The 18456-nt window shown below is 29.8% G+C and carries 19 protein-coding genes; 15 read left to right on the top strand and 4 right to left on the bottom strand.

The window, feature by feature from the left end; all coding sequences use genetic code 11:
* Window positions 1-36: 36 nt before the first annotated feature.
* A complete protein-coding gene (gene yunB / locus J2Z43_RS11195; protein WP_209457281.1) occupies window positions 37-756 on the top strand; it encodes a sporulation protein YunB in 720 nt (239 codons plus the stop codon).
* A 298-nt stretch (window positions 757-1054) separates the two neighbouring features.
* On the opposite strand, the gene J2Z43_RS11190 is transcribed toward yunB, so the two are convergent.
* Window positions 1055-2029 carry a SpoIVB peptidase S55 domain-containing protein gene (locus tag J2Z43_RS11190; protein WP_209457280.1) on the bottom strand — a complete coding sequence of 325 codons (975 nt, stop codon included), beginning with the start codon at window positions 2027-2029 and terminating at the stop codon, window positions 1055-1057.
* Between the two features lie 220 nt (window positions 2030-2249).
* On the opposite strand from J2Z43_RS11190, the gene J2Z43_RS11185 reads away from it, so the two are divergent.
* The 5 genes from J2Z43_RS11185 to J2Z43_RS11165 all read left to right on the top strand — a co-directional run bounded on the left by J2Z43_RS11185 (window position 2250) and on the right by J2Z43_RS11165 (window position 8181).
* Window positions 2250-2999, top strand: a complete 750-nt coding sequence (locus J2Z43_RS11185; RefSeq protein ID WP_209457279.1) for an N-acetylmuramoyl-L-alanine amidase — start codon at window positions 2250-2252, stop codon at window positions 2997-2999.
* Window positions 3000-3173: 174 nt separating this feature from the next.
* Window positions 3174-4724: an ABC-F family ATP-binding cassette domain-containing protein gene (locus tag J2Z43_RS11180; RefSeq protein ID WP_209457278.1), complete on the top strand. Its 1551-nt coding sequence runs from the start codon at window positions 3174-3176 to the stop codon at window positions 4722-4724.
* 24 nt (window positions 4725-4748) lie between these two features.
* Complete coding sequence (locus J2Z43_RS11175) at window positions 4749-5432, top strand: YcxB family protein (RefSeq protein WP_209457277.1); 684 nt, start codon at window positions 4749-4751, stop codon at window positions 5430-5432.
* 259 nt (window positions 5433-5691) lie between these two features.
* A complete protein-coding gene (locus J2Z43_RS11170; RefSeq protein ID WP_209457276.1) occupies window positions 5692-7377 on the top strand; it encodes a MutS-related protein in 1686 nt (561 codons plus the stop codon).
* Between the two features lie 168 nt (window positions 7378-7545).
* The gene (locus J2Z43_RS11165; RefSeq protein ID WP_209457352.1) at window positions 7546-8181 is read left to right on the top strand and encodes a TIGR01906 family membrane protein; all 636 of its coding nucleotides are present in this window, start codon (window positions 7546-7548) and stop codon (window positions 8179-8181) included.
* 474 nt (window positions 8182-8655) lie between these two features.
* Here the strand turns inward: J2Z43_RS11165 and J2Z43_RS11160 are convergent, their stop codons facing one another.
* Window positions 8656-8919, bottom strand: a complete 264-nt coding sequence (locus tag J2Z43_RS11160) for a cysteine-rich small domain-containing protein (protein WP_027702619.1) — start codon at window positions 8917-8919, stop codon at window positions 8656-8658.
* A gap of 180 nt (window positions 8920-9099) precedes the next feature.
* Here J2Z43_RS11160 and hflX point away from each other — a divergent pair, with 180 nt between their 5' ends.
* The 4 genes from hflX to J2Z43_RS11140 all read left to right on the top strand — a co-directional run bounded on the left by hflX (window position 9100) and on the right by J2Z43_RS11140 (window position 12308).
* Window positions 9100-10401: a GTPase HflX gene (hflX, locus tag J2Z43_RS11155; RefSeq protein WP_234926372.1), complete on the top strand. Its 1302-nt coding sequence runs from the start codon at window positions 9100-9102 to the stop codon at window positions 10399-10401.
* A gap of 10 nt (window positions 10402-10411) precedes the next feature.
* Window positions 10412-11080, top strand: a complete 669-nt coding sequence (locus tag J2Z43_RS15205) for a HEAT repeat domain-containing protein (protein ID WP_209457275.1) — start codon at window positions 10412-10414, stop codon at window positions 11078-11080.
* Between the two features lie 72 nt (window positions 11081-11152).
* Entirely contained in the window at window positions 11153-11593 is a 441-nt protein-coding gene (locus J2Z43_RS11145) for an NUDIX domain-containing protein (protein ID WP_209457274.1), read from the top strand.
* A gap of 70 nt (window positions 11594-11663) precedes the next feature.
* Window positions 11664-12308, top strand: coding sequence for a YigZ family protein (locus J2Z43_RS11140; protein ID WP_209457350.1), 645 nt, complete (start codon window positions 11664-11666; stop codon window positions 12306-12308).
* A gap of 146 nt (window positions 12309-12454) precedes the next feature.
* On the opposite strand, the gene J2Z43_RS11135 is transcribed toward J2Z43_RS11140, so the two are convergent.
* Together J2Z43_RS11135 and J2Z43_RS11130 are read right to left on the bottom strand one after the other, a co-directional pair.
* Entirely contained in the window at window positions 12455-12811 is a 357-nt protein-coding gene (locus J2Z43_RS11135; protein ID WP_209457273.1) for a sulfite exporter TauE/SafE family protein, read from the bottom strand.
* Complete coding sequence (locus tag J2Z43_RS11130; protein ID WP_209457272.1) at window positions 12812-13189, bottom strand: sulfite exporter TauE/SafE family protein; 378 nt, start codon at window positions 13187-13189, stop codon at window positions 12812-12814.
* A 175-nt stretch (window positions 13190-13364) separates the two neighbouring features.
* Between J2Z43_RS11130 and nadE the strand changes: the two genes are divergently transcribed.
* From nadE to J2Z43_RS11105, 5 genes are all read left to right on the top strand, one after another.
* Window positions 13365-14120 carry an NAD(+) synthase gene (gene nadE, locus J2Z43_RS11125; RefSeq protein ID WP_209457271.1) on the top strand — a complete coding sequence of 252 codons (756 nt, stop codon included), beginning with the start codon at window positions 13365-13367 and terminating at the stop codon, window positions 14118-14120.
* A gap of 97 nt (window positions 14121-14217) precedes the next feature.
* Window positions 14218-14937, top strand: coding sequence for a YebC/PmpR family DNA-binding transcriptional regulator (locus J2Z43_RS11120; protein WP_027702612.1), 720 nt, complete (start codon window positions 14218-14220; stop codon window positions 14935-14937).
* Between the two features lie 499 nt (window positions 14938-15436).
* Window positions 15437-16705, top strand: a complete 1269-nt coding sequence (locus J2Z43_RS11115) for a SulP family inorganic anion transporter (RefSeq protein ID WP_209457270.1) — start codon at window positions 15437-15439, stop codon at window positions 16703-16705.
* A 652-nt stretch (window positions 16706-17357) separates the two neighbouring features.
* Window positions 17358-17516 carry a hypothetical protein gene (locus tag J2Z43_RS11110; RefSeq protein ID WP_209457269.1) on the top strand — a complete coding sequence of 53 codons (159 nt, stop codon included), beginning with the start codon at window positions 17358-17360 and terminating at the stop codon, window positions 17514-17516.
* A 136-nt stretch (window positions 17517-17652) separates the two neighbouring features.
* On the top strand, window positions 17653-18177 hold the full coding sequence (locus J2Z43_RS11105) for a VanZ family protein (protein ID WP_209457268.1): 525 nt from the start codon (window positions 17653-17655) through the stop codon (window positions 18175-18177).
* The last annotated feature ends 279 nt before the right edge of the window (window positions 18178-18456 follow it).

The raw sequence follows: 18456 nt of genomic DNA, 5'->3' as shown, positions 1-18456 counted from the left end.
TTAATTTAAACATATAAATATATAGGGGGTGATTTTATGGCTAGAAGATCAGAGAATAGAGATAAGAGCGTCAAAAAATTATTTTTAGTATTTATAATGATATTTATATTGTCTGTGTTGATTGGCAGCTTTATATACATAGATAAAACACTTAGACCGACAATTACAGTACTTGCTGAGACAAAAGCTTTAGAATTAGCAAATAGGTCTATAAACCAAGCAGTAGCAGAATTAGTAGAAGGTAAAATAAATTATGAGGATCTTATGGATGTACAACTCGATAATCAAGGTAAGATAACCATGATTCAAGCTAACACTATCATGATGAATGAATTAGCTTCAGCTGTAGCATTAGAGATTCAGGATGAGCTTAAAAAAGGAAAAACATCGAGTGCATATATTCCAATAGGAACAGCTTTAGGAAGTCCGATACTAGCTAAATACGGGCCTAAATTAGAAGTATCGACTGAACCAATAGGAACAATTTCAGTAAACTTTAAAACAAAATTTGAATCATCAGGAATAAATCAAACGAGACACAGAATATATCTTGAGGCAAAGACACAAGTTAAAGTTATTATACCGCTTATAACATCTACAAAAGAGATCAAAGCACAAATACCGATATGTGAGACAATAATAGTAGGTGATGTTCCAAATAGCTATGTAAATATACCTGATCAAGATATAAAAGAAGTTATACCAAGTAATCCAAGTAATTCTGGCGATTCAAAAAGCGATTTAAAAAATAATTAAAATATTATATATTTTACAAATTTGAATTAAAAAAATTAAATTAATTTTTTTCTAACAAAATAGTATTAAAAAACCAAAATAAGAAACAATACTATTAAGTAAAAAAATAAATTATTAAAAAGATAAAAAAAATTATTATTTATATCTTCACTGCGGATTTTTGTAGTAAATACAAAAGTAAGTATTTTCAAAAATTCAAATAAATTAGGAATTATATTAAAGTAAATTTATTTACTTTAATATAATTCCTTATAAATCATATATTATTTAATTATTTTAGAGATAAGAGTTATTGGCACTAAAACATCCATTTAATATAAAGACCATAACCAACTGAAGGATCATTTTCAACAGCATGAGATACAGCGCCAATTATCTTGTCATCTTGAATAATTGGAGTACCGCTCATTCCTTGTACAATACCGCCAGTTTGTCTTAAAAGATTTTTATCAGTAACCTTAATTTTAAAACTTTTACTTTTTGGTTCTACTTGATTTTCAATACTTAAAATTTCTATATCATATTTTTTAGCTTTTTTATTTGTAGTTCCAAAGATTATTTCTGCTTTACCAGGTTTAACCTCATCTAAAGAAGCAACCTTATACTGTTTAAATTGAGATAAATCAAAATTGTCTATATCACCTTTAATACCAAAATCGGTATTTTCATTGAAGCTTCCTATCACATCAAGTCTCTTTGCATTTATACAACCTACTTTACCTTTTGTTGATTTCTGTATATCAATATCTCTAGTAGTAGATACAGAACCATCTTTTATAGGTATTTTCCTTGAGTTATATATACTAATTGGATGTCCAACAGCACCAAATCTTGAAGTCTTTGGATCTATATAAGTCAGAGTAGCGAAGCCGGAAAGCAAATTGTTAAAGCTGACTTTTTCTAAGACTTCTCTTGTACAACTTGTGGTGATAATTTGACCTTCTCTATTTACAGTAAGATCTATTTCCTTACCATTTGGTAAAGAGGAAAGTATTGTTTCAAAATTTTTGTATCCATCAAAATTTTTATTGTCTATCTGTATTAGTAGATCTCCTTTTTTAATAGCAGATCCTTCTATAGCATCACTGACAATTAGATTTTTTAACTCGGCATCAATTTGAAGAACATTTCCTATTGGTATTAAAAAATCTGGATCATCTTTTTCTGGATTTTCTGCATAAATATTATTATTTGAGAAAAAATATAGTAAAAATAGTAATGTAAAAATAATTAAGGTTTTTACTTTAGTTGAAATTTTATCTCCACTTAACATAAAACACCTTCTCTCTTAAAAATTTTTAAGCTAAATATAAAATTGTTTTGATGCCTTGATATTATAATGTGCAAGATTGAACTTTTAATCCTTGGAAAACTGACACAGTAAATCCGTAGTTTTCAAAAAAAGCAATATTATAAAGTTTGAATAGGTGTTTAAAAAGAATATACAAAATTTGATGTTGATAAACGCACGGATATCAAAGAAAGGATAAAAAATGAAAAATTACAAATTGCTAGTTTCTGCTATTGTTGCTATTGGTATTATATTATTGGGAACATCAAATCCTTTAATAAAACTAGATAAAGTTACTAATTTTATCAATAGAGGAGTTTCTTCAAATAAAGAAATTTTGATTTATATCGATCCAGGTCACCAGGAAAAAGGAGACAGTAATTTAGAGCCAATTGCTCCAGGTTCTTCCAATCAAAAAGCTAGAGTTTCTTCAGGAGCAACAGGAGTTGCTACAAAAAAACCGGAATATGTATTGAATTTAGAAGCCTCAACAGTGTTAAAAAACATTCTTGAAAGCAAGGGTTTTAAAGTCAAGATGACTAGGGAATCTCATGATGTAAATATAAGCAATGCTGAGAGAGCAACTCTTGCAAATAAAGATAATGCCAATATGGTTGTAAGAATACATGCAGATAGCTTAGATAACTCAGGAAAAACTGGAGCATCAATTTTAATACCTCAGCAAAATGGAAAATACACTTCATCTATATATGAAAGTAGTAATAAATGTGCTGAATTGATAAAGTCGAGTATGGAAAAATCAAATATTCAAGTCAATGGAATTTTTCAAAGAGATGATTTAACAGGATTTAACTGGTCAAAAGTTCCAGTCGTGCTTGTTGAAATGGGATTTTTAAGCAACTATAATGAAGATCAAATGATGTCAAATCCAGATTATCAGAGAAAATTAATGCAGAGTATAGCAGATGGATTAGAAGAAAATTTTAAATAAGAATATTGATATTTATAATATAAAAAATAATTAAGAATAATGTAAGAATTAATACGAGTTTAAATATATTTTCGTAATTCTTACATTATTTTTAGTTAAAACACTTGTTTACCTTGAATTAAATCGAAAATAACTATAATATATAAGAGTAAATTTTTTTAGAGGGGTGTCAAAATGCTAGTTGCAGAAAATATCAACCATGGGTTTGGAGCGAGAACCATACTTGAGAACGTATCATTTAGACTTAGAAAAGGCGAGCATATTGCTTTAGTGGGTGCAAATGGTGAAGGTAAATCAAGTTTTTTAAATATAATAACAAACAAATTAATGCCAGATGCAGGAGAGATTAGATGGTCCTCCAGAGCAACTGTAGGGTATCTAGATCAGCATACAGTGCTTACCAAAGGTAAAACTATAAGGGAAGTGCTTAGAGAAGCTTTTAAGTATATGTACGATCTAGAAAAAGAAATGTTAGAGCTATACGACAAAATGGGTGAAGCTACTGATGAAGAAATGGCTAAATACCTAGAAGATACAGCAGAAATCCAAACTATTCTTGAAAACAGTGGTTTTTATATAATAGATGCCAAAATACAAGAAGTTGCAAATGGTCTTGGATTAGGTGAAATAGGACTTGATAAAGACGTTACTGATTTAAGTGGTGGGCAGAGAACAAAAGTGTTACTTACAAAGTTGCTCTTAGAAAATCCAACAATACTTGTACTTGATGAGCCTACAAACTACCTAGACGAAGAACATATAACTTGGCTTACAAGATATCTTCAAGAGTACGAGAACAGTTTTGTACTAGTTTCACATGATATAGACTTCATAAACAATACTTGTAATGTAATCTATCATTTAGAGAATGGTGAGTTAAATAGATATAAAGGAAACTACGATGAATTTGTAAGACTTAACGATATTAAAAAGCGTCAAGAAGAACAGGCTTACGATAAACAAGTTGAAGAGCGTAAAAAATTAGAAGATTTTGTTGCCAGAAATAAAGCCAGAGTAGCAACACGTGGAATGGCAAATAGTAGACAAAAACAACTTGATAAAATGGAAATACTAGAGAGACCAAGAGAAAAGGTAAAACCAACTTTTGATTTCAAGGAAACAAGAGCGTCTGGAAAGATACTTTTTGAAACTGAAAAACTTGTTCTTGGTTATGATGAAGCGCTTACTAAACCATTAAACTTTATGTTGGAAAGAGGCAAAAAAATTGCCCTTAAAGGAATGAATGGTATAGGGAAATCTACACTTTTAAAAACAGTACTCGGCTTAATAAAGCCATTTGATGGAAAAGTAGAGCTGGGTGACTATATAGAACTTGGGTATTTCGAGCAAGAGAGTTCAAGAGAAAATTCAAATACTCCTATGGACGAAATTTGGAGTGAATTCCCAGGATTGTCAAACTTCGAAGTTAGACAAGTACTTGCAAAATGTGGACTTACAAATGACCATATAACCAGTCAAATGAGAGTTTTAAGCGGTGGAGAAGCTGCTAAAGTTAGACTTTGTAAGGTTATGTTAAAGGGAATAAACTTCTTAGTACTAGATGAGCCTACAAACCACTTAGATGTAGAGGCTAAAGATGAACTTAAAAAAGCTATTAAAAACTTTAAAGGAACAGTTCTCTTAGTTTGTCATGAGCCTGAATTTTATATGGATTTAGTTGATGATGTATGGAATATAGAAGACTTTACTACTAAGATAGTTTAAACTTATTGTAAAGGGGGAATAGCTATGGATAAAATCAATAAAAGTAATTATACGGAAGAATCGAGTAAAGTGGACGTGAAGAGTGTAGATGTTTATGCAAAACAATCTGATAAAAATGACGGTATAAATAAATCAGAAAACAGACAAGTTAAAATGATTTACCATATAACAGAAAAAGATTGGCTAGAGATAAACAAACTATTTTATAAGATATATGGTAAAAAGAGAAAGATAATACTGCGCTTAATAACTATTTTGACTTTTATATTATTTGCTTATAGATCTTATTCAGTATTTGAGATATACAACAATAATAGAGCGTATTTTGAAGCAGGCGGAAGTTTAGGAAAGTATTTAGTAAATGTAGGAATTTTATTCTTAATTTTCATATGGATGCTATGGATGAACCTTATGGATGATAAAAGAGGAGTTAAGAAAAGTTATCGCCAAAATAAAGCCGCTATGGCTGAATGTGAATTAACACTTGATGATGATGGGGCAACATCTGAAAGAGAATCTACTAGCAGTGAATATAAATGGGACGCAGTAGAAAATGCATTTGTATTTAATAATTTTATTTTAATCATGCTTACTAAAAATCAAGGATATTTCTTAAAAAGAGAAGATATTAATGAGGATGACTCAGAAACTTTGATGAACATTATAAATGACAATTGTAAGGACAAAGTGCAGTTTTTTGATAAATAAATAGAAAATCTATAATTACATATGAGATTTGTCAGATAAGTTCTTAAAACTTCGTAATATTTAAATAAAAATAAGCCTATAACCTAACCGTTTTATAGGCTTATTTTTTATTTGAAGCTCTACCATCAAGCTATTGCAAATTATAAGAAGGAATTAGATAAACTTAAAAAATAAAAATGGTATAATATTATCAAAGAAGGAGAGTTCAAGATGCATGGGTGAAGGTAAATTTATTACAAAATATATAGGAGGAGCAATTATGTTTACTTATATCAATAGTTCAGAGTTTTTAAAGTTTATACTAGGATTTTCATGTGTTTTATTTATAATATTTATATCAGCAATATATCAAGAAAGCAGACGCCTAAAAATGATAAAAAGGCAAATTATAAGTCAATATGGAAAGCCAATTGATGAAACTATGATTAATATGAAAAGTGTTTCGAGCTTTTTTAGAAATAAATCTGAAGGGGTCGGGATCATTGATGACATAACTTGGAATGATTTAAATATGGACGATATATTTAAAACGATTAATAATACTCAAAGTACAGCTGGCAGAGAAATGCTTTACATAATATTGAGAGATAACAATGTAGATAAAACGATTCTAATAAAAAGAGATAAAGTTATTGAATATTTTAGACAAAATGAAGAGGATCGGTTTAAAGTTCAATATATTCTCGCTAAACTCGGAATAAGCAAAGATTTGTATACTACAAGCTGCCTATATAATGATCCTGATGAGAGTAAAAATAGATTATGGATTTACAGAATACTATCGTATATGCCTATAGCATTGTTGTTTATGATGTTAGTATCTAAATGGTTTGTGTTATTTGCTATTTTATCTGTAGGAGTCAATGTAGGGATTAGTTTAAAGCATAGGGTGAAAAAGTTAAATGTCGATGGATATAGTTATTTGATAAGACTAATAAACACTACAAATTTAATTAAGAAACTAAATTTGGATATTTTAGCTAATGGAATAAAAAATATAGAAATAGATTTAAAAAAATTAGATAAAATAAAAGGAAAAAGTGTAGAGTCGAATCCAAATAATTTATTTTCAGAAGTGAATATTTTTAATGAATACATAAATTTAATATTTTTGAGAGAGTTGAAGATATATGAAATGATAAAAGAGAGGATAATAAAGAATCAGAACAATTTAATGAGAATCTATGAATACGTAGGTGAACTGGATGCATTAATAGCAGTGGCATCTTATAGAGATAGCTTAAAGTATTATGTTAAGCCAGATATTGAGACAAGTGTGTGTAAATTTAAGAATAGACTAGAGTTTGAAGATCTATATCACCCACTTATAGAAAATCCAGTTGTTAACTCTGGAAAATTTTATAGAGGGGCGTTGATTACAGGATCAAATGCTTCTGGGAAATCTACATTTATTAAAACAGTAGCAGTAAATGTGATTCTCGCGCAAACAATATACACTACATGTTCGAAAAAGTATATATCATCTAAGTTTAATATATACACTTCAATGGCTTTAAAAGACGATATTTTGAGCAGTGAAAGTTATTTTATGGTTGAAATAAGGTCATTAAAAAGAATTGTGGACAATGTAAATAGTGAAAAGCCAACCCTTTGTTTTGTTGATGAAATACTTAGAGGGACTAATACTATTGAAAGGATAGCCTCTTCTTGTGAAGTACTCGGGTATTTGAGTCAAGGAAACTGTTTATGTTTTGCAGCTACACATGATATAGAACTTACTCACCTTCTGGAAGGAAAATTTGACAACTACCATTTTGAAGAAAATATAACGGATAAAGATATTAAGTTTGACTATAAACTGCATAGCGGAAGAGCGCAGAGTAGAAATGCAATAAAGTTATTAAGTTTTATGGGATACGATGCTGATATTGTTGAAAAAGCTTCAAATAGAGCTGCTGACTTTATAAATACGGGTAAGTGGTAACCTTGGAAATTATAAATTTAATCAAGTTAATACTCAACTGATTTCTAGTATTGAAATATTTATTATATAATAAAACTTATGATAGAAAGTGGCATTGTAAAGCAGCTTTCATCTGAACTAAGCTATATTTTATGTTATAATTATACAGTAGAAAGGATGGTGAAAGAGTTGAAAAAAGGTTTAAATATAGTTTTTTCTATATTTTTTAGCTTGTTGATAATAGGAGCGGCTGTAAGGGTTACTGTCGGTTTTAAAGAACTCTATTACTACGATATTGATAAACTAAAGATAGAAGAGATATCTGGAATGACTAAAGCCGATATAAAGTTAAACTACGATTATCTAATAGACTACAATCTAGATAAAAAAGTAGGTAGTTTTGAATTGCCAACTCTACCATCATCTGAGTTCGGAAAAATACATTTCGAGGAAGTTAGAGATATAATACAAAATGTTATAAATTTATTCTACGTATGTGTAGTAGTTTGTATAGTCGGAATAATAATCAGTATAAAGAATAAAAATATAGATATATTAAAAATAACATCTATATCTTTGATAGTAATGCCTATAGTAGTAGCAATCCCTATTTTAATAAATTTTGAAAAAAGTTTTGTGGTTTTCCACGAGCTATTATTTAGCAATGACTATTGGATATTTGATCCAGCATTAGATCCTGTAATTACAATGTTGCCAGAACAGTTCTTCTTTCATACGGGGATGATGATATTAGCTCTCGTATTACTTACAAGTATATTACTATTTTTATCTTATAAATTACTTAAAAATAAATTAGCAAATTGAATTTTATTCTTAGGACGAAATATAGCTATAACAATGAGAGAAGAAGATTATAGTGTGGTTGAAGATTTAGTTTACAGAGCGTTTAAAACAGCTGAACATGCTGATGGATAGAATTATTAAATTAACTTGAAAAAAGCATAATAAAAATTAACTTAGACATATAGTGGAAAATCTGCTATAATATGTTTGAAATTCAATATGTTAAGAGAAAGGGATGAATTGAGGTCATGAATATATAATCTATTTTATTAATTAAAGTATTATTAGAGATTAAATCTGTGGTATACAGGTTCGATTTTATAATGCTTAAATTAAGGAGAGTAGGTTATTATATTGACTTGGTCATCATGGCTATTTCAATTTTTTGCCCTTTTATGGTAATCTCTCCTTATTTAAGTTTATAAATAAAGAGAGATTTTTTGTTATTATAAAATATAAAATATAAGTTGGTTATTTAGAAGTTGCATCAAGGAGCTAATCTTCTTTGTTTGCGATTTTAACAATATCTTGGAATTTACTCATTATGTACTCGTAACTACTTTTTTTATGTGGCAACATACATTTTGAACAGTCTTTTATTCCGTTTTCTGTAAAATTGGGATTACCTCCACAGTTTTTACCTAAAGCGTACAGTGGACAGTAGCAAAATAGACAGTTAAACTCTTCTGGTTTATCTGTTTTGTGACATGGAAAGTACTCACAGTCTTTGTGATTAAAAAATTTATAATTATCAGTCATGATTCCTCCTTAATTATTTTAAAAATATACCAAATCGATTTATAGCAAAACGTTTATTGGTGATAATAATATTATACAATAATTATATTAAGATAAATATGTATATATATTCAAAACAATAAATCTAATGTTATAATTATCAAATAAGTAAAAGAATAACGAATGCTGAGAGGTGAATGTATGGAAAAGATGGAGCTATTAGAAAAAGAACATGAAAAGGCATTGCTTGTAGGCTTAAATTTGACTACAAATCTTAAAAGAAGTGATGATATAGATATAAATGATTCTATGAAAGAGCTAGAAGAACTTGCTAAAGCAGCAGGTGCAGAAGTTGTAGGGAGTTTAATTCAAAATAAACAATCTATAGACGCAGCGTTTTATATGGGAAAGGGAAAGATCGAGGAGATAGCGGCTTACTCAAAGTCTTTAGATGCAACTGTTATTATTTTTAATGACGAGTTGTCTGGATCTCAGATAAGAAATATTGAAGATACTGTTGGAGTTAAAATTATAGACAGAACTACTTTAATTCTAGACATATTTGCACAGAGGGCGATGAGTAAAGAAGGTAAACTTCAAGTGGAATTGGCCCAACTTAGATATAGACTTCCTAGACTTTATGGAATGGGAGGACAGATGAGTAGGACAGGAGCTGGGATAGGTACGAGAGGTCCTGGTGAGCAGAAGCTAGAGGTGGATAAAAGACATATACTGAACAGACAGTCAGATATTAGAAAAGAGCTTAAACTTGTCAGAAAAAATAGAGAAACGCAAAGAATTCAGAGAAAGAAGTCAAAAACGCCAATTGTTGCATTAGTAGGGTATACAAATGCAGGAAAATCGACTCTTCTTAACGAATTAATAAAGACACATAAAGATTATCATCAAGATAAAGAAGTTTTCCAAAAAAATATGCTCTTTGCGACACTAGATGTAACTCTTAGAAAGGCCAGTTTGCCAAATAAAAAAGAGTTTTTGGTTGTCGATACAGTTGGTTTTGTCAGTAAACTTCCTCACGACCTAATTGAAGCATTCAAAGCGACTCTTGAAGAGGTTCAGTATGCGGATTTAATTCTACATGTTATTGATGCTACTAATGAAAGCTTTGAAATTCAACAAAAGACAACTGATAAAGTTCTTAAAGAATTGGATATTCAAGATAAGAAACAAATACTTGTATACAATAAAGTAGATAAATTAGAGTTAGATATCTATCCTAAAAATCATCCAGATGTAGTGTATATTTCAGCAAGACAAGGCATAAATATGGATAAACTGATGAACATGATAGAAGAAGCTCTGATGGATGATATGTATGAAGTAAATTTACTACTTCCATATGATAAGGCTAATATATTTAGTGAACTTAAAAATAAATATACTATAGACGACTTTGAATATGTTGATAGCGGTATAGAAGTAAACGTAAGTTTAAATGAGAAAGATTTTTATACTTACCAAAGTTATATTTTAGAGAAGTAGGTAGTGAAAAGTGAGAATATCTTGGGAGAATATAGAAGTAATAGAGGATTTTTTTATAACATATCTTCTATACAAAGAATCGAAGACAGTTCCACAAATTAGTAAGATTAGAAACATATCACAAGAAGAAGTCAAAGAGCAAATAATAGAGGCAAAGTTGTTAATTAGAGCATCTCACAAGGAAAGCGACAAAGTAAAAGAGGATATACTTGATGAATTTTTGAAGTTAGATAAATCTAGCAGACTTGATTTTATGGATAGCTTAGATGATGAAAAAATGTTATACTTTAAGAGAAAGCTCTTTAAAAGAATCACAGAAGAAAAAAATGCTGAGGATCTTATATCATTGATATGGGCGACAGGTGAACTTAAAGACAGTAAGTTTTTAAATTTGCTTCATCACCTTACAGATCATAGACACTCAGATGTTAGAAGAATAACTTATTCAGCCCTTAGAAAAATAGGGTCAAAAGAAAGTAAAGAGTTTTTAGAAAAGGGTCTTTACGATTCAAACGCTCAGACTAGACAGTACTCAGCTAAGGCATTATCAGAAATTGGCGATGAACTCAGTTTAAGGATTTTGAAACGTTTGAGGTCGCAAAATAGAAACTCAGAAAAAAATTATGTATTGAGAGCATATGATGAAGCAATCAATACCTTAGAACAACATAAAATTTAATATAACTTACTAATGCTAATCATAATGTGTCTCTTAAAATCAAGACTATTAATTATTTGGGAGGGGTTAGAAATGATAGTTAGACGTTGTGCAGGTGGAGTAGTGTTTTACGCAAATAAAGTACTGTTATTAAAAAACGACAGAGGAGAGTGGACTTTGCCAAAGGGTAAAATCAACGGTGGAGGTCTGCCTTATGAAAGTGCTGTCGAAAGGGTTAAACATGAAACTGGAATCGCAGCTTTTATGGTAGATGTTGCTGGTGACACAATGTATGAATTTTTCTCAAGAAGTAGACAACGAGAGGTATGCAACGCGATTATGTGGTATGTAATGGAAGCGGAAGATACGAAGTGTGTACTTGCTCCTGAATTTAGTGAAGGTGGATTTTACAAGCTTAAAGATGCGTTAGAAATGATTACTCACCATAAGGAAAAAGCATTAGTTGAAATATCATATAAAAAATATAAAGATCTTAAAAGGCTAGTCTCAGAAAAAGAGAATATAGCTTACTAAAAATACAGACAAAATAAAAGAGAGGGATCGAGTCCTCTCTTTTATTTTGTAAAATAGAAGATAGGAGTTAATTATGACTTACAAAACTCTACACGAATACGGAATGAATGAAGTGGAAATAGAAAGGTCAAGATTTATAGGGTATGCAAAACCTGTAAAGTCTGAAGAAGAAGCAATTGAATTTGTAAATGAGATCAAAAAGAAGCATAAAGATGCTACTCACAATGTATGGGCTTATACTGTTGGGGAAAACATGAATATTCAACGTTATAGTGATGATGGAGAGCCTCAAGGAACAGCGGGGATACCAAGCTTAGAAGTTATAAAAAAAGAAGATCTGAGGGACGTAGTAGTCGTTGTAACTAGATATTTCGGAGGCGTTAAACTAGGAGCAGGCGGTCTTGTTAGAGCTTACACAAAGGGAGCAAAAATAGGATTAGAAGCAGGTAAAATTATAGATAAGGTTCTTTACCAAGAAGTCAAGATTGGTATAGATTATACATTGCTAGGACGAGTTCAAAATGAGATAATGAATTTAGGATTTTATATAAAAGATATTGTATATGAGGATAATGTAAACATACTTGTATATTCAAAACTTGAAGATGTTGAAGGATTTACAACGAAAATTGTGAATATAACTAGCGATAAATGTGAAATAGTGCTAGGGGAAGAGTTTTTTTTGTCAGAGGAAAATGGTGTTATAATTGAGTAGAGTGTGAGTCAATATAAAATAGAGTGAACATAAACATTATATAATATAATTTTGTTATATAACTGTTTATACTCACTCTATTTTTTTATTTTATAGTAATTTAGAGATTAGCACAAAGTATGAAATAGATTCAATAAACTTTAAACTTATGTTTTTGAAAAACCTTTTTTAATTTCCATTAATCCTACAATAAGTAAGAAAATACCGAATAATCTTTTTAAAAGTTCGGCTTTAATATGGGTAGAAAGCAAAGATCCAAACATAGCTCCGAGTATTCCGAATAAAGCTATAGGAACAACAAGTTTTATTATTACATTTTTATTTTTAATATGAATAAAAAGAGCAACTAGAGTCATGGGAATTGATGCAAGTAAGTTTGTACTCTGTGCAATTTTAGTATCTATTCCGGCTAAAAGAACTAATGCTGGAATTAAAATCGTTCCACCTCCAAGTCCCATACCACCGATAATTCCAGCAAAAAAACCTATAAGACTGTACATCATCTAAAACACCATCCTTAAAGCAGCGATAACCATAATTAATCCAAAAGTAATTCTAAGAAACTTCCCGTTAACTTTGCTAAGAAGTTTTGCCCCTATATATCCTCCTATAATACTTCCAATTCCAACTTTAATTGTCAGACTTGTATCGTAAACTCCAGAGGACACATAAAAAATTGAACTAGTAGTAGTCAAAAAGAAAATTATTGCAAGTGCTGTGGCATGAGATTTATGTTCCTCAGTATTTACTAAATTATTGAATATAGGAACTAGTAAAATTCCGCCTCCCGAACCAAATAGCCCATTTACAAATCCAGAAAAAAGTCCTATAAGTGTATTTTTAAGGTTAAATTCTGTATCCTTAATTTTTATATTTTTCATTTAATCACCTATTATTTAAATTGCCCAAAAGCGACAATTATATTACTATTATGTAAGATAAAAGTATTAATAATTATTTGATAGCATATTAACGATGATACATAGTATTGATTGTCAAAATTTATGATATAATATGACTATAAAAATAGATGAAAATCATAAGAGGAGAATAGAGATGAGCACAAGAAAAGAAAAGATAGACAGTACTGTAAAATGGATTCAAGACAAAGTATCGGAATCACATTCTAAGGGCCTAATGGTTGGAGTTTCTGGTGGAATAGATTCAGCTGTGGTTGCTTATTTAATAAAAAAGGCATGTCCAGAAAACTCATTAGGTGTAATAATGGATATAAAAAATAGTGCAGTTGATATGGAAGATGCCTTAAAAGTAATTAACGGATGCGATATAAAACATTTAGAATTAGATTTACTTGTTCCGCAAGAACATATTTTACAAATGGTTGTCGAAAGCCTTAAAGAAAACGATTTATTCAAGGAAGATTACCTAAGAATTACTGATGCAAACTTAAGAGCTAGACTTAGAATGAGCACGATTTATGCTGTTGCGAATAACCTAGGATATTTAGTTGTAGGAACTGACAATTCAGCTGAGCTATATACTGGATACTTCACTAAGTACGGAGATGGTGGAGTGGATATTCTTCCTATTGCAAATCTATCTAAAGCGGAAGTTTACGAGTGGGCAGTGGAACTTGGTGTTCCAGAGAGCCTTATAAATAAAAAACCATCAGCAGGTCTTTGGGAAGGTCAAACTGATGAAAATGAAATGGGAACAACATATGACAAGATAGATGCGGTAGTTAATGGAAAAACAGAAGGAATTCCACAAAAAGACCTAGATATTATAAATAGATTACATAGCACTAGTGAACATAAAAGGGCTACTCCTGCAAAACCTCCTAAGTTCTAATTTACTAATAATAAGATATGTGATAAAATCTACAATGGAGTTAAATATACAATATTAACGATTCGAATAATTAATTATACGTATAAGGAGTGGTATTATGGGACGTATAGGTAATATTATCAACAGAAAAGGCAAGCAAGATGCCCAAAGAGCTAAAATATTTACAAAACACGCTAGAGCTATAGCTGTTGCAGCTAAAGAAGGCGGGGGAGATCCAGAGTACAATGCGACTCTAAAAACTGCTATTGATAAAGCTAAGGCAGACAATATGCCGAATGATAACATAGATAGAGCAATAGCAAAAGGTGCTGGAGCTGGCGCTGGAGAAAACTATGAAAGCATAGTTTATGAAGGATACGGACCTGGTGGAGTAGCAGTTATTGTAGACACTTTAACTGATAATAAAAATAGAACAGCTGGAAACGTGAGATTCTACTTTGATAAAAACGGTGGTAATTTAGGTACTTCTGGTTGTGTTTCATTTATGTTCGATAGAAAAGGTCAAATATTTATAGCATCTGGAGACGGAGTAAGTGAAGACGAACTTATGGATGCAGCACTAGAAGCAGGAGCAGAGGACTTCTTAACAGAAGAAGAAGGATATGAAGTAGTGACAGCTCCAGAAGATTTTAACACAGTAAGAGATGAATTAAAATCTAAAGGATACGAATTCTTAAGTGCGGATATAAAATTAATACCTCAAACGACATCTCAATTATCTGAAGAAGGTCAAGTAAAAGCTATGGACAAACTTATAGAGATGCTTGAAGAAGATGACGATGTTCAAGATATCTACCACAACTGGGAAATGGAATAGTAGTAGACAAAGATTGAAATATCAACACTTATATCTTTATAGCATCTGTCGAATTGTCAGAAACTAGCTTTTATTATGATGCACGTACAGAGAGTTAAGATATACGACACCTCTGAGATATGCTTATATAGCGAGAATACTATATAAACATATCTCAGAGGTGTTTTTTGCAATTTAACTTACAATAAATAGTAAGTGGTGCCTTTTAAATTTTTTAGCAATTTTTCCATCATTATACCCTTTTTTTATTAAAATTTCTATTTTCTCTTTCATTGTGGTAAGTTGTTTATATCTAATAGTTAGATTTCATTATATATAAAAATTTGTGTCGCAACATAATTTTACGATAAAGCGCTAATTATGAGCTTGCTTTTTTAATTTGTCGTACTTGATACAATTTAGTTTTTATATAAAATTTGTTATTATCTATGGATTTTATCCCAAAATAGGACTAATATAGTAAATGTCGCAATAATTAGTTTTGGAGGGAAGTGTTTAAGTGTTACCAAAGTTATTTAAAATGAAGAAAGAAAATGAACTAACAAAGGAGCAAATAGGTAAGGATATAGTAGCAGGAATTATAGTTGCTATAATAGCTCTTCCATTATCTATAGCTTTAGCCATATCATCTGGAGTATCTCCAGAAAAAGGACTTATAACTGCTATATTTGCAGGATTTGTAATATCTTTTCTAGGTGGTAGTAAGGTTCAAATTGGTGGACCAACAGGGGCATTTGTTGTAATCGTTTATGGTGTAGTTAAAACTTATGGAATAACTGGACTTATAACGATTACAATGATGTCAGGAATTATATTGGTAGTTATGGGACTACTTAAATTTGGATATTTAATAAAATATGTACCTCAAACTATAACAGTAGGGTTTACTAGTGGTATAGCAGTAACGTTACTTACAACTCAGTTGAAGGACTTCTTTGGACTTAGAATAAAAGATGTACCAGCTGAATTTATAGAAAAGGTAGAAAGCTATATACATAATAGATCTACATTTGATAGAGCAACATTTCTAATAGGATTAGCATGTATTTTTATATTAGTTTACTGGCCTAAGGTAAACAAAAAAATTCCAGCTTCAATAATAGTATTAGTATTATCTACTTTAGTTGTAAACTTATTTAATCTACCAACTGATACAATAGGTTCTAGATTTAATGAAATATCATCATCTATACCAAAGCCAAAAATACCTCATATTGATTTACAAATAATTACAACTTTAATAAAACCTGCTATAACGGTTGCTTTGCTAGGTGCAATAGAATCGTTACTTTCTTGTGTAGTTTCTGACAATATGATAAATGATGAGCACGATTCTAATATGGAACTTGTGGCACAAGGACTTGGAAATATGGCATCTTCAATATTTGCTGGGATTCCAGCAACTGGAGCTATAGCTAGAACAGCGGCTAATGTTAGAAATGGAGGTAAAAGTCCTATATCAGGTATGGTACATGCTATAACATTATTACTTATAATGGTTGTATTAATGCCTCTTGCTAAACTTATACCAATGGCTACACTAGCTGCAATACTTATAGTAGTTTCTTATAATATGGGAGAATGGTCACATTTTAGAAGGTTATTATCTTCAAGTAAATCGGATGTCTTAGTATTAGTTGTAACATTTGTATTTACTGTTGTATTTGATTTAGTATTTGCAATAGGAGTAGGTATGACCATACATTATATATTGAAATTCGTTAAAAGTAGAAGAAAAAAAGAAGAAGATGAATTGAAAGCGGCTTAGTAATATCGATTCGTATAAAAGGACATGCAACGCTTAGTATTAGTCTTAGAAAACTTAGTTAATAAAATTTCAAAAAAGTTTTGGATTCTCCATTATTACACATGATGAGTATGTAACATTTAAATGCACTAGAAAATTTAAATTAACTCATGGTAATTTAGAAATTAAATCTAAACTTTTACTATAATATTTTTATAATAAATTAATAACTTAAATATAATAAAAGATACATTTTTGATGTATCTTTTTTATTTAAATATTTAAACTTTTAATCATATAATTGCCATAATGTTATTATTGACGCCGATCTATTAACTCTAGTAAAATCAATATATACATGTCATTATTAATTAAATTATTGAAAAATAATTAATATAGTACAAAAAAAGATCCTATATTAATAGACACGTTTTTTTTCGTCCACTATATAAGATCCATTTTACGTTAGTGGTCAATCTAACTTTGAATAAGTAAAATTAATAAAATCTTAAGCTTTTCTTCCTAAAATATTAAAAAACAATTAGAGTGATTCTTTTATACTAAGGGGGTGATAGAGAAAGAGAGTAGGAAAACATGAAGCATTAATATGGATTGGAATGATCATATTTATCTTAAAGTTCAATGGATAATGTTTTATGAAAATATTCAGACGGTGAATAACCTCGCTGGATCACAACAATCCGTAAGTATTTATACACAAGAACTAAATAGTGAATATGCTTTATTAATCGAAGCAGAAAGTGGAAGTGGACAAGTCATCCTAAGCAAAAATAGCAATAAAAAGATGTTTCCGGCATCGATGTTTATATAAACCAAAGTTTATTCATTATAAAATGCTTAGGATTTAATAAAACGAAAGATAAGAAGAAGTTGGAGCCAGCTTTAAAGTTTAAAATAATACAGAAATATTATAGGAATAAAAAAAATTAGGAATTGAGGGAATTTATATGGAAAAATCAAAAAATTATCAAAACATATTGACTGCTGGCTTGTTAATCATATATTTATTTGTATTAACATGGATTATACTATTTAAAATGCAATTTTCATTTCAAGGATTGCCCCATTTTAGGGAAATCAACTTAATCCCTACTGGTTCAGTTATTGTTAACAATCAAACAGATTATAGTAATACAATCTATAATGTGCTTGCATTTATCCCGTTTGGAATTTATATCAGTATGCTAAAACCAAATTGGTCTTTCTTAAAAAAGATTGTACCAATAGCAGGAGTTAGTTTGTTATTTGAAACATTGCAATTCACCTTTGCAATAGGTGTTAGTGATATAACTGACCTTATCGGAAATACATTAGGTGGAATTATTGGAGTCGGAGTATATATTGTATTTTTTAAGCTGTTTAGTACAAAAGCAAATAAAATCCTTAATGTTTTAGCTTCAATCGGAACGATTTGCATATTTAAATTAGTGCAGTTATTAATTAGTGGTGTTATTATTTTTAAACTTACATAATTGGAGAATTGCTGTTCATGAAAATTAAATGGAAGCTTCAATGATATAGATAGTTATATACATGAGAATTGTTACAAGGATAGAGCTAGGATTATATTAAGTAGGTATAACTGTATACGATAAAAGAGAATCAAAGGATATATAAGATAAAATTTTAGAACTTGTTAAAAAATCAGAGTATGGCGATACAATATTATTTTACTATGCTATTGTATATAAACAATACTATTATAATCTACAATACATAATAAATAATTAAGGATGATTCAATTTTACTAG

The organism is Metaclostridioides mangenotii, assembly GCF_017873185.1.
In the GTDB taxonomy this organism is placed as follows: Bacteria; Bacillota; Clostridia; order Peptostreptococcales; family Peptostreptococcaceae; genus Metaclostridioides; species Metaclostridioides mangenotii.
The sequence above is the reverse complement of the archived record's forward strand: the minus strand, read 5'-3'. Positions and strand labels throughout refer to the sequence as shown.

Bases quoted from the DNA above. Each gene is read 5' to 3' on its own strand.
- yunB (WP_209457281.1), top strand. From the start codon at position 37: ATGGCTAGAAGATCAGAGAATAGAGATAAGAGCGTCAAAAAATTATTT.
- J2Z43_RS11190 (WP_209457280.1), bottom strand. From the start codon at position 2,029: ATGTTAAGTGGAGATAAAATTTCAACTAAAGTAAAAACCTTAATTATT.
- J2Z43_RS11185 (WP_209457279.1), top strand. From the start codon at position 2,250: ATGAAAAATTACAAATTGCTAGTTTCTGCTATTGTTGCTATTGGTATT.
- J2Z43_RS11180 (WP_209457278.1), top strand. From the start codon at position 3,174: ATGCTAGTTGCAGAAAATATCAACCATGGGTTTGGAGCGAGAACCATA.
- J2Z43_RS11175 (WP_209457277.1), top strand. From the start codon at position 4,749: ATGGATAAAATCAATAAAAGTAATTATACGGAAGAATCGAGTAAAGTG.
- J2Z43_RS11170 (WP_209457276.1), top strand. From the start codon at position 5,692: ATGTTTACTTATATCAATAGTTCAGAGTTTTTAAAGTTTATACTAGGA.
- J2Z43_RS11160 (WP_027702619.1), bottom strand. From the start codon at position 8,919: ATGACTGATAATTATAAATTTTTTAATCACAAAGACTGTGAGTACTTT.
- hflX (WP_234926372.1), top strand. From the start codon at position 9,100: ATGGAAAAGATGGAGCTATTAGAAAAAGAACATGAAAAGGCATTGCTT.
- J2Z43_RS11145 (WP_209457274.1), top strand. From the start codon at position 11,153: ATGATAGTTAGACGTTGTGCAGGTGGAGTAGTGTTTTACGCAAATAAA.
- J2Z43_RS11135 (WP_209457273.1), bottom strand. From the start codon at position 12,811: ATGATGTACAGTCTTATAGGTTTTTTTGCTGGAATTATCGGTGGTATG.
- J2Z43_RS11130 (WP_209457272.1), bottom strand. From the start codon at position 13,189: ATGAAAAATATAAAAATTAAGGATACAGAATTTAACCTTAAAAATACA.
- nadE (WP_209457271.1), top strand. From the start codon at position 13,365: ATGAGCACAAGAAAAGAAAAGATAGACAGTACTGTAAAATGGATTCAA.
- J2Z43_RS11120 (WP_027702612.1), top strand. From the start codon at position 14,218: ATGGGACGTATAGGTAATATTATCAACAGAAAAGGCAAGCAAGATGCC.
- J2Z43_RS11105 (WP_209457268.1), top strand. From the start codon at position 17,653: ATGGAAAAATCAAAAAATTATCAAAACATATTGACTGCTGGCTTGTTA.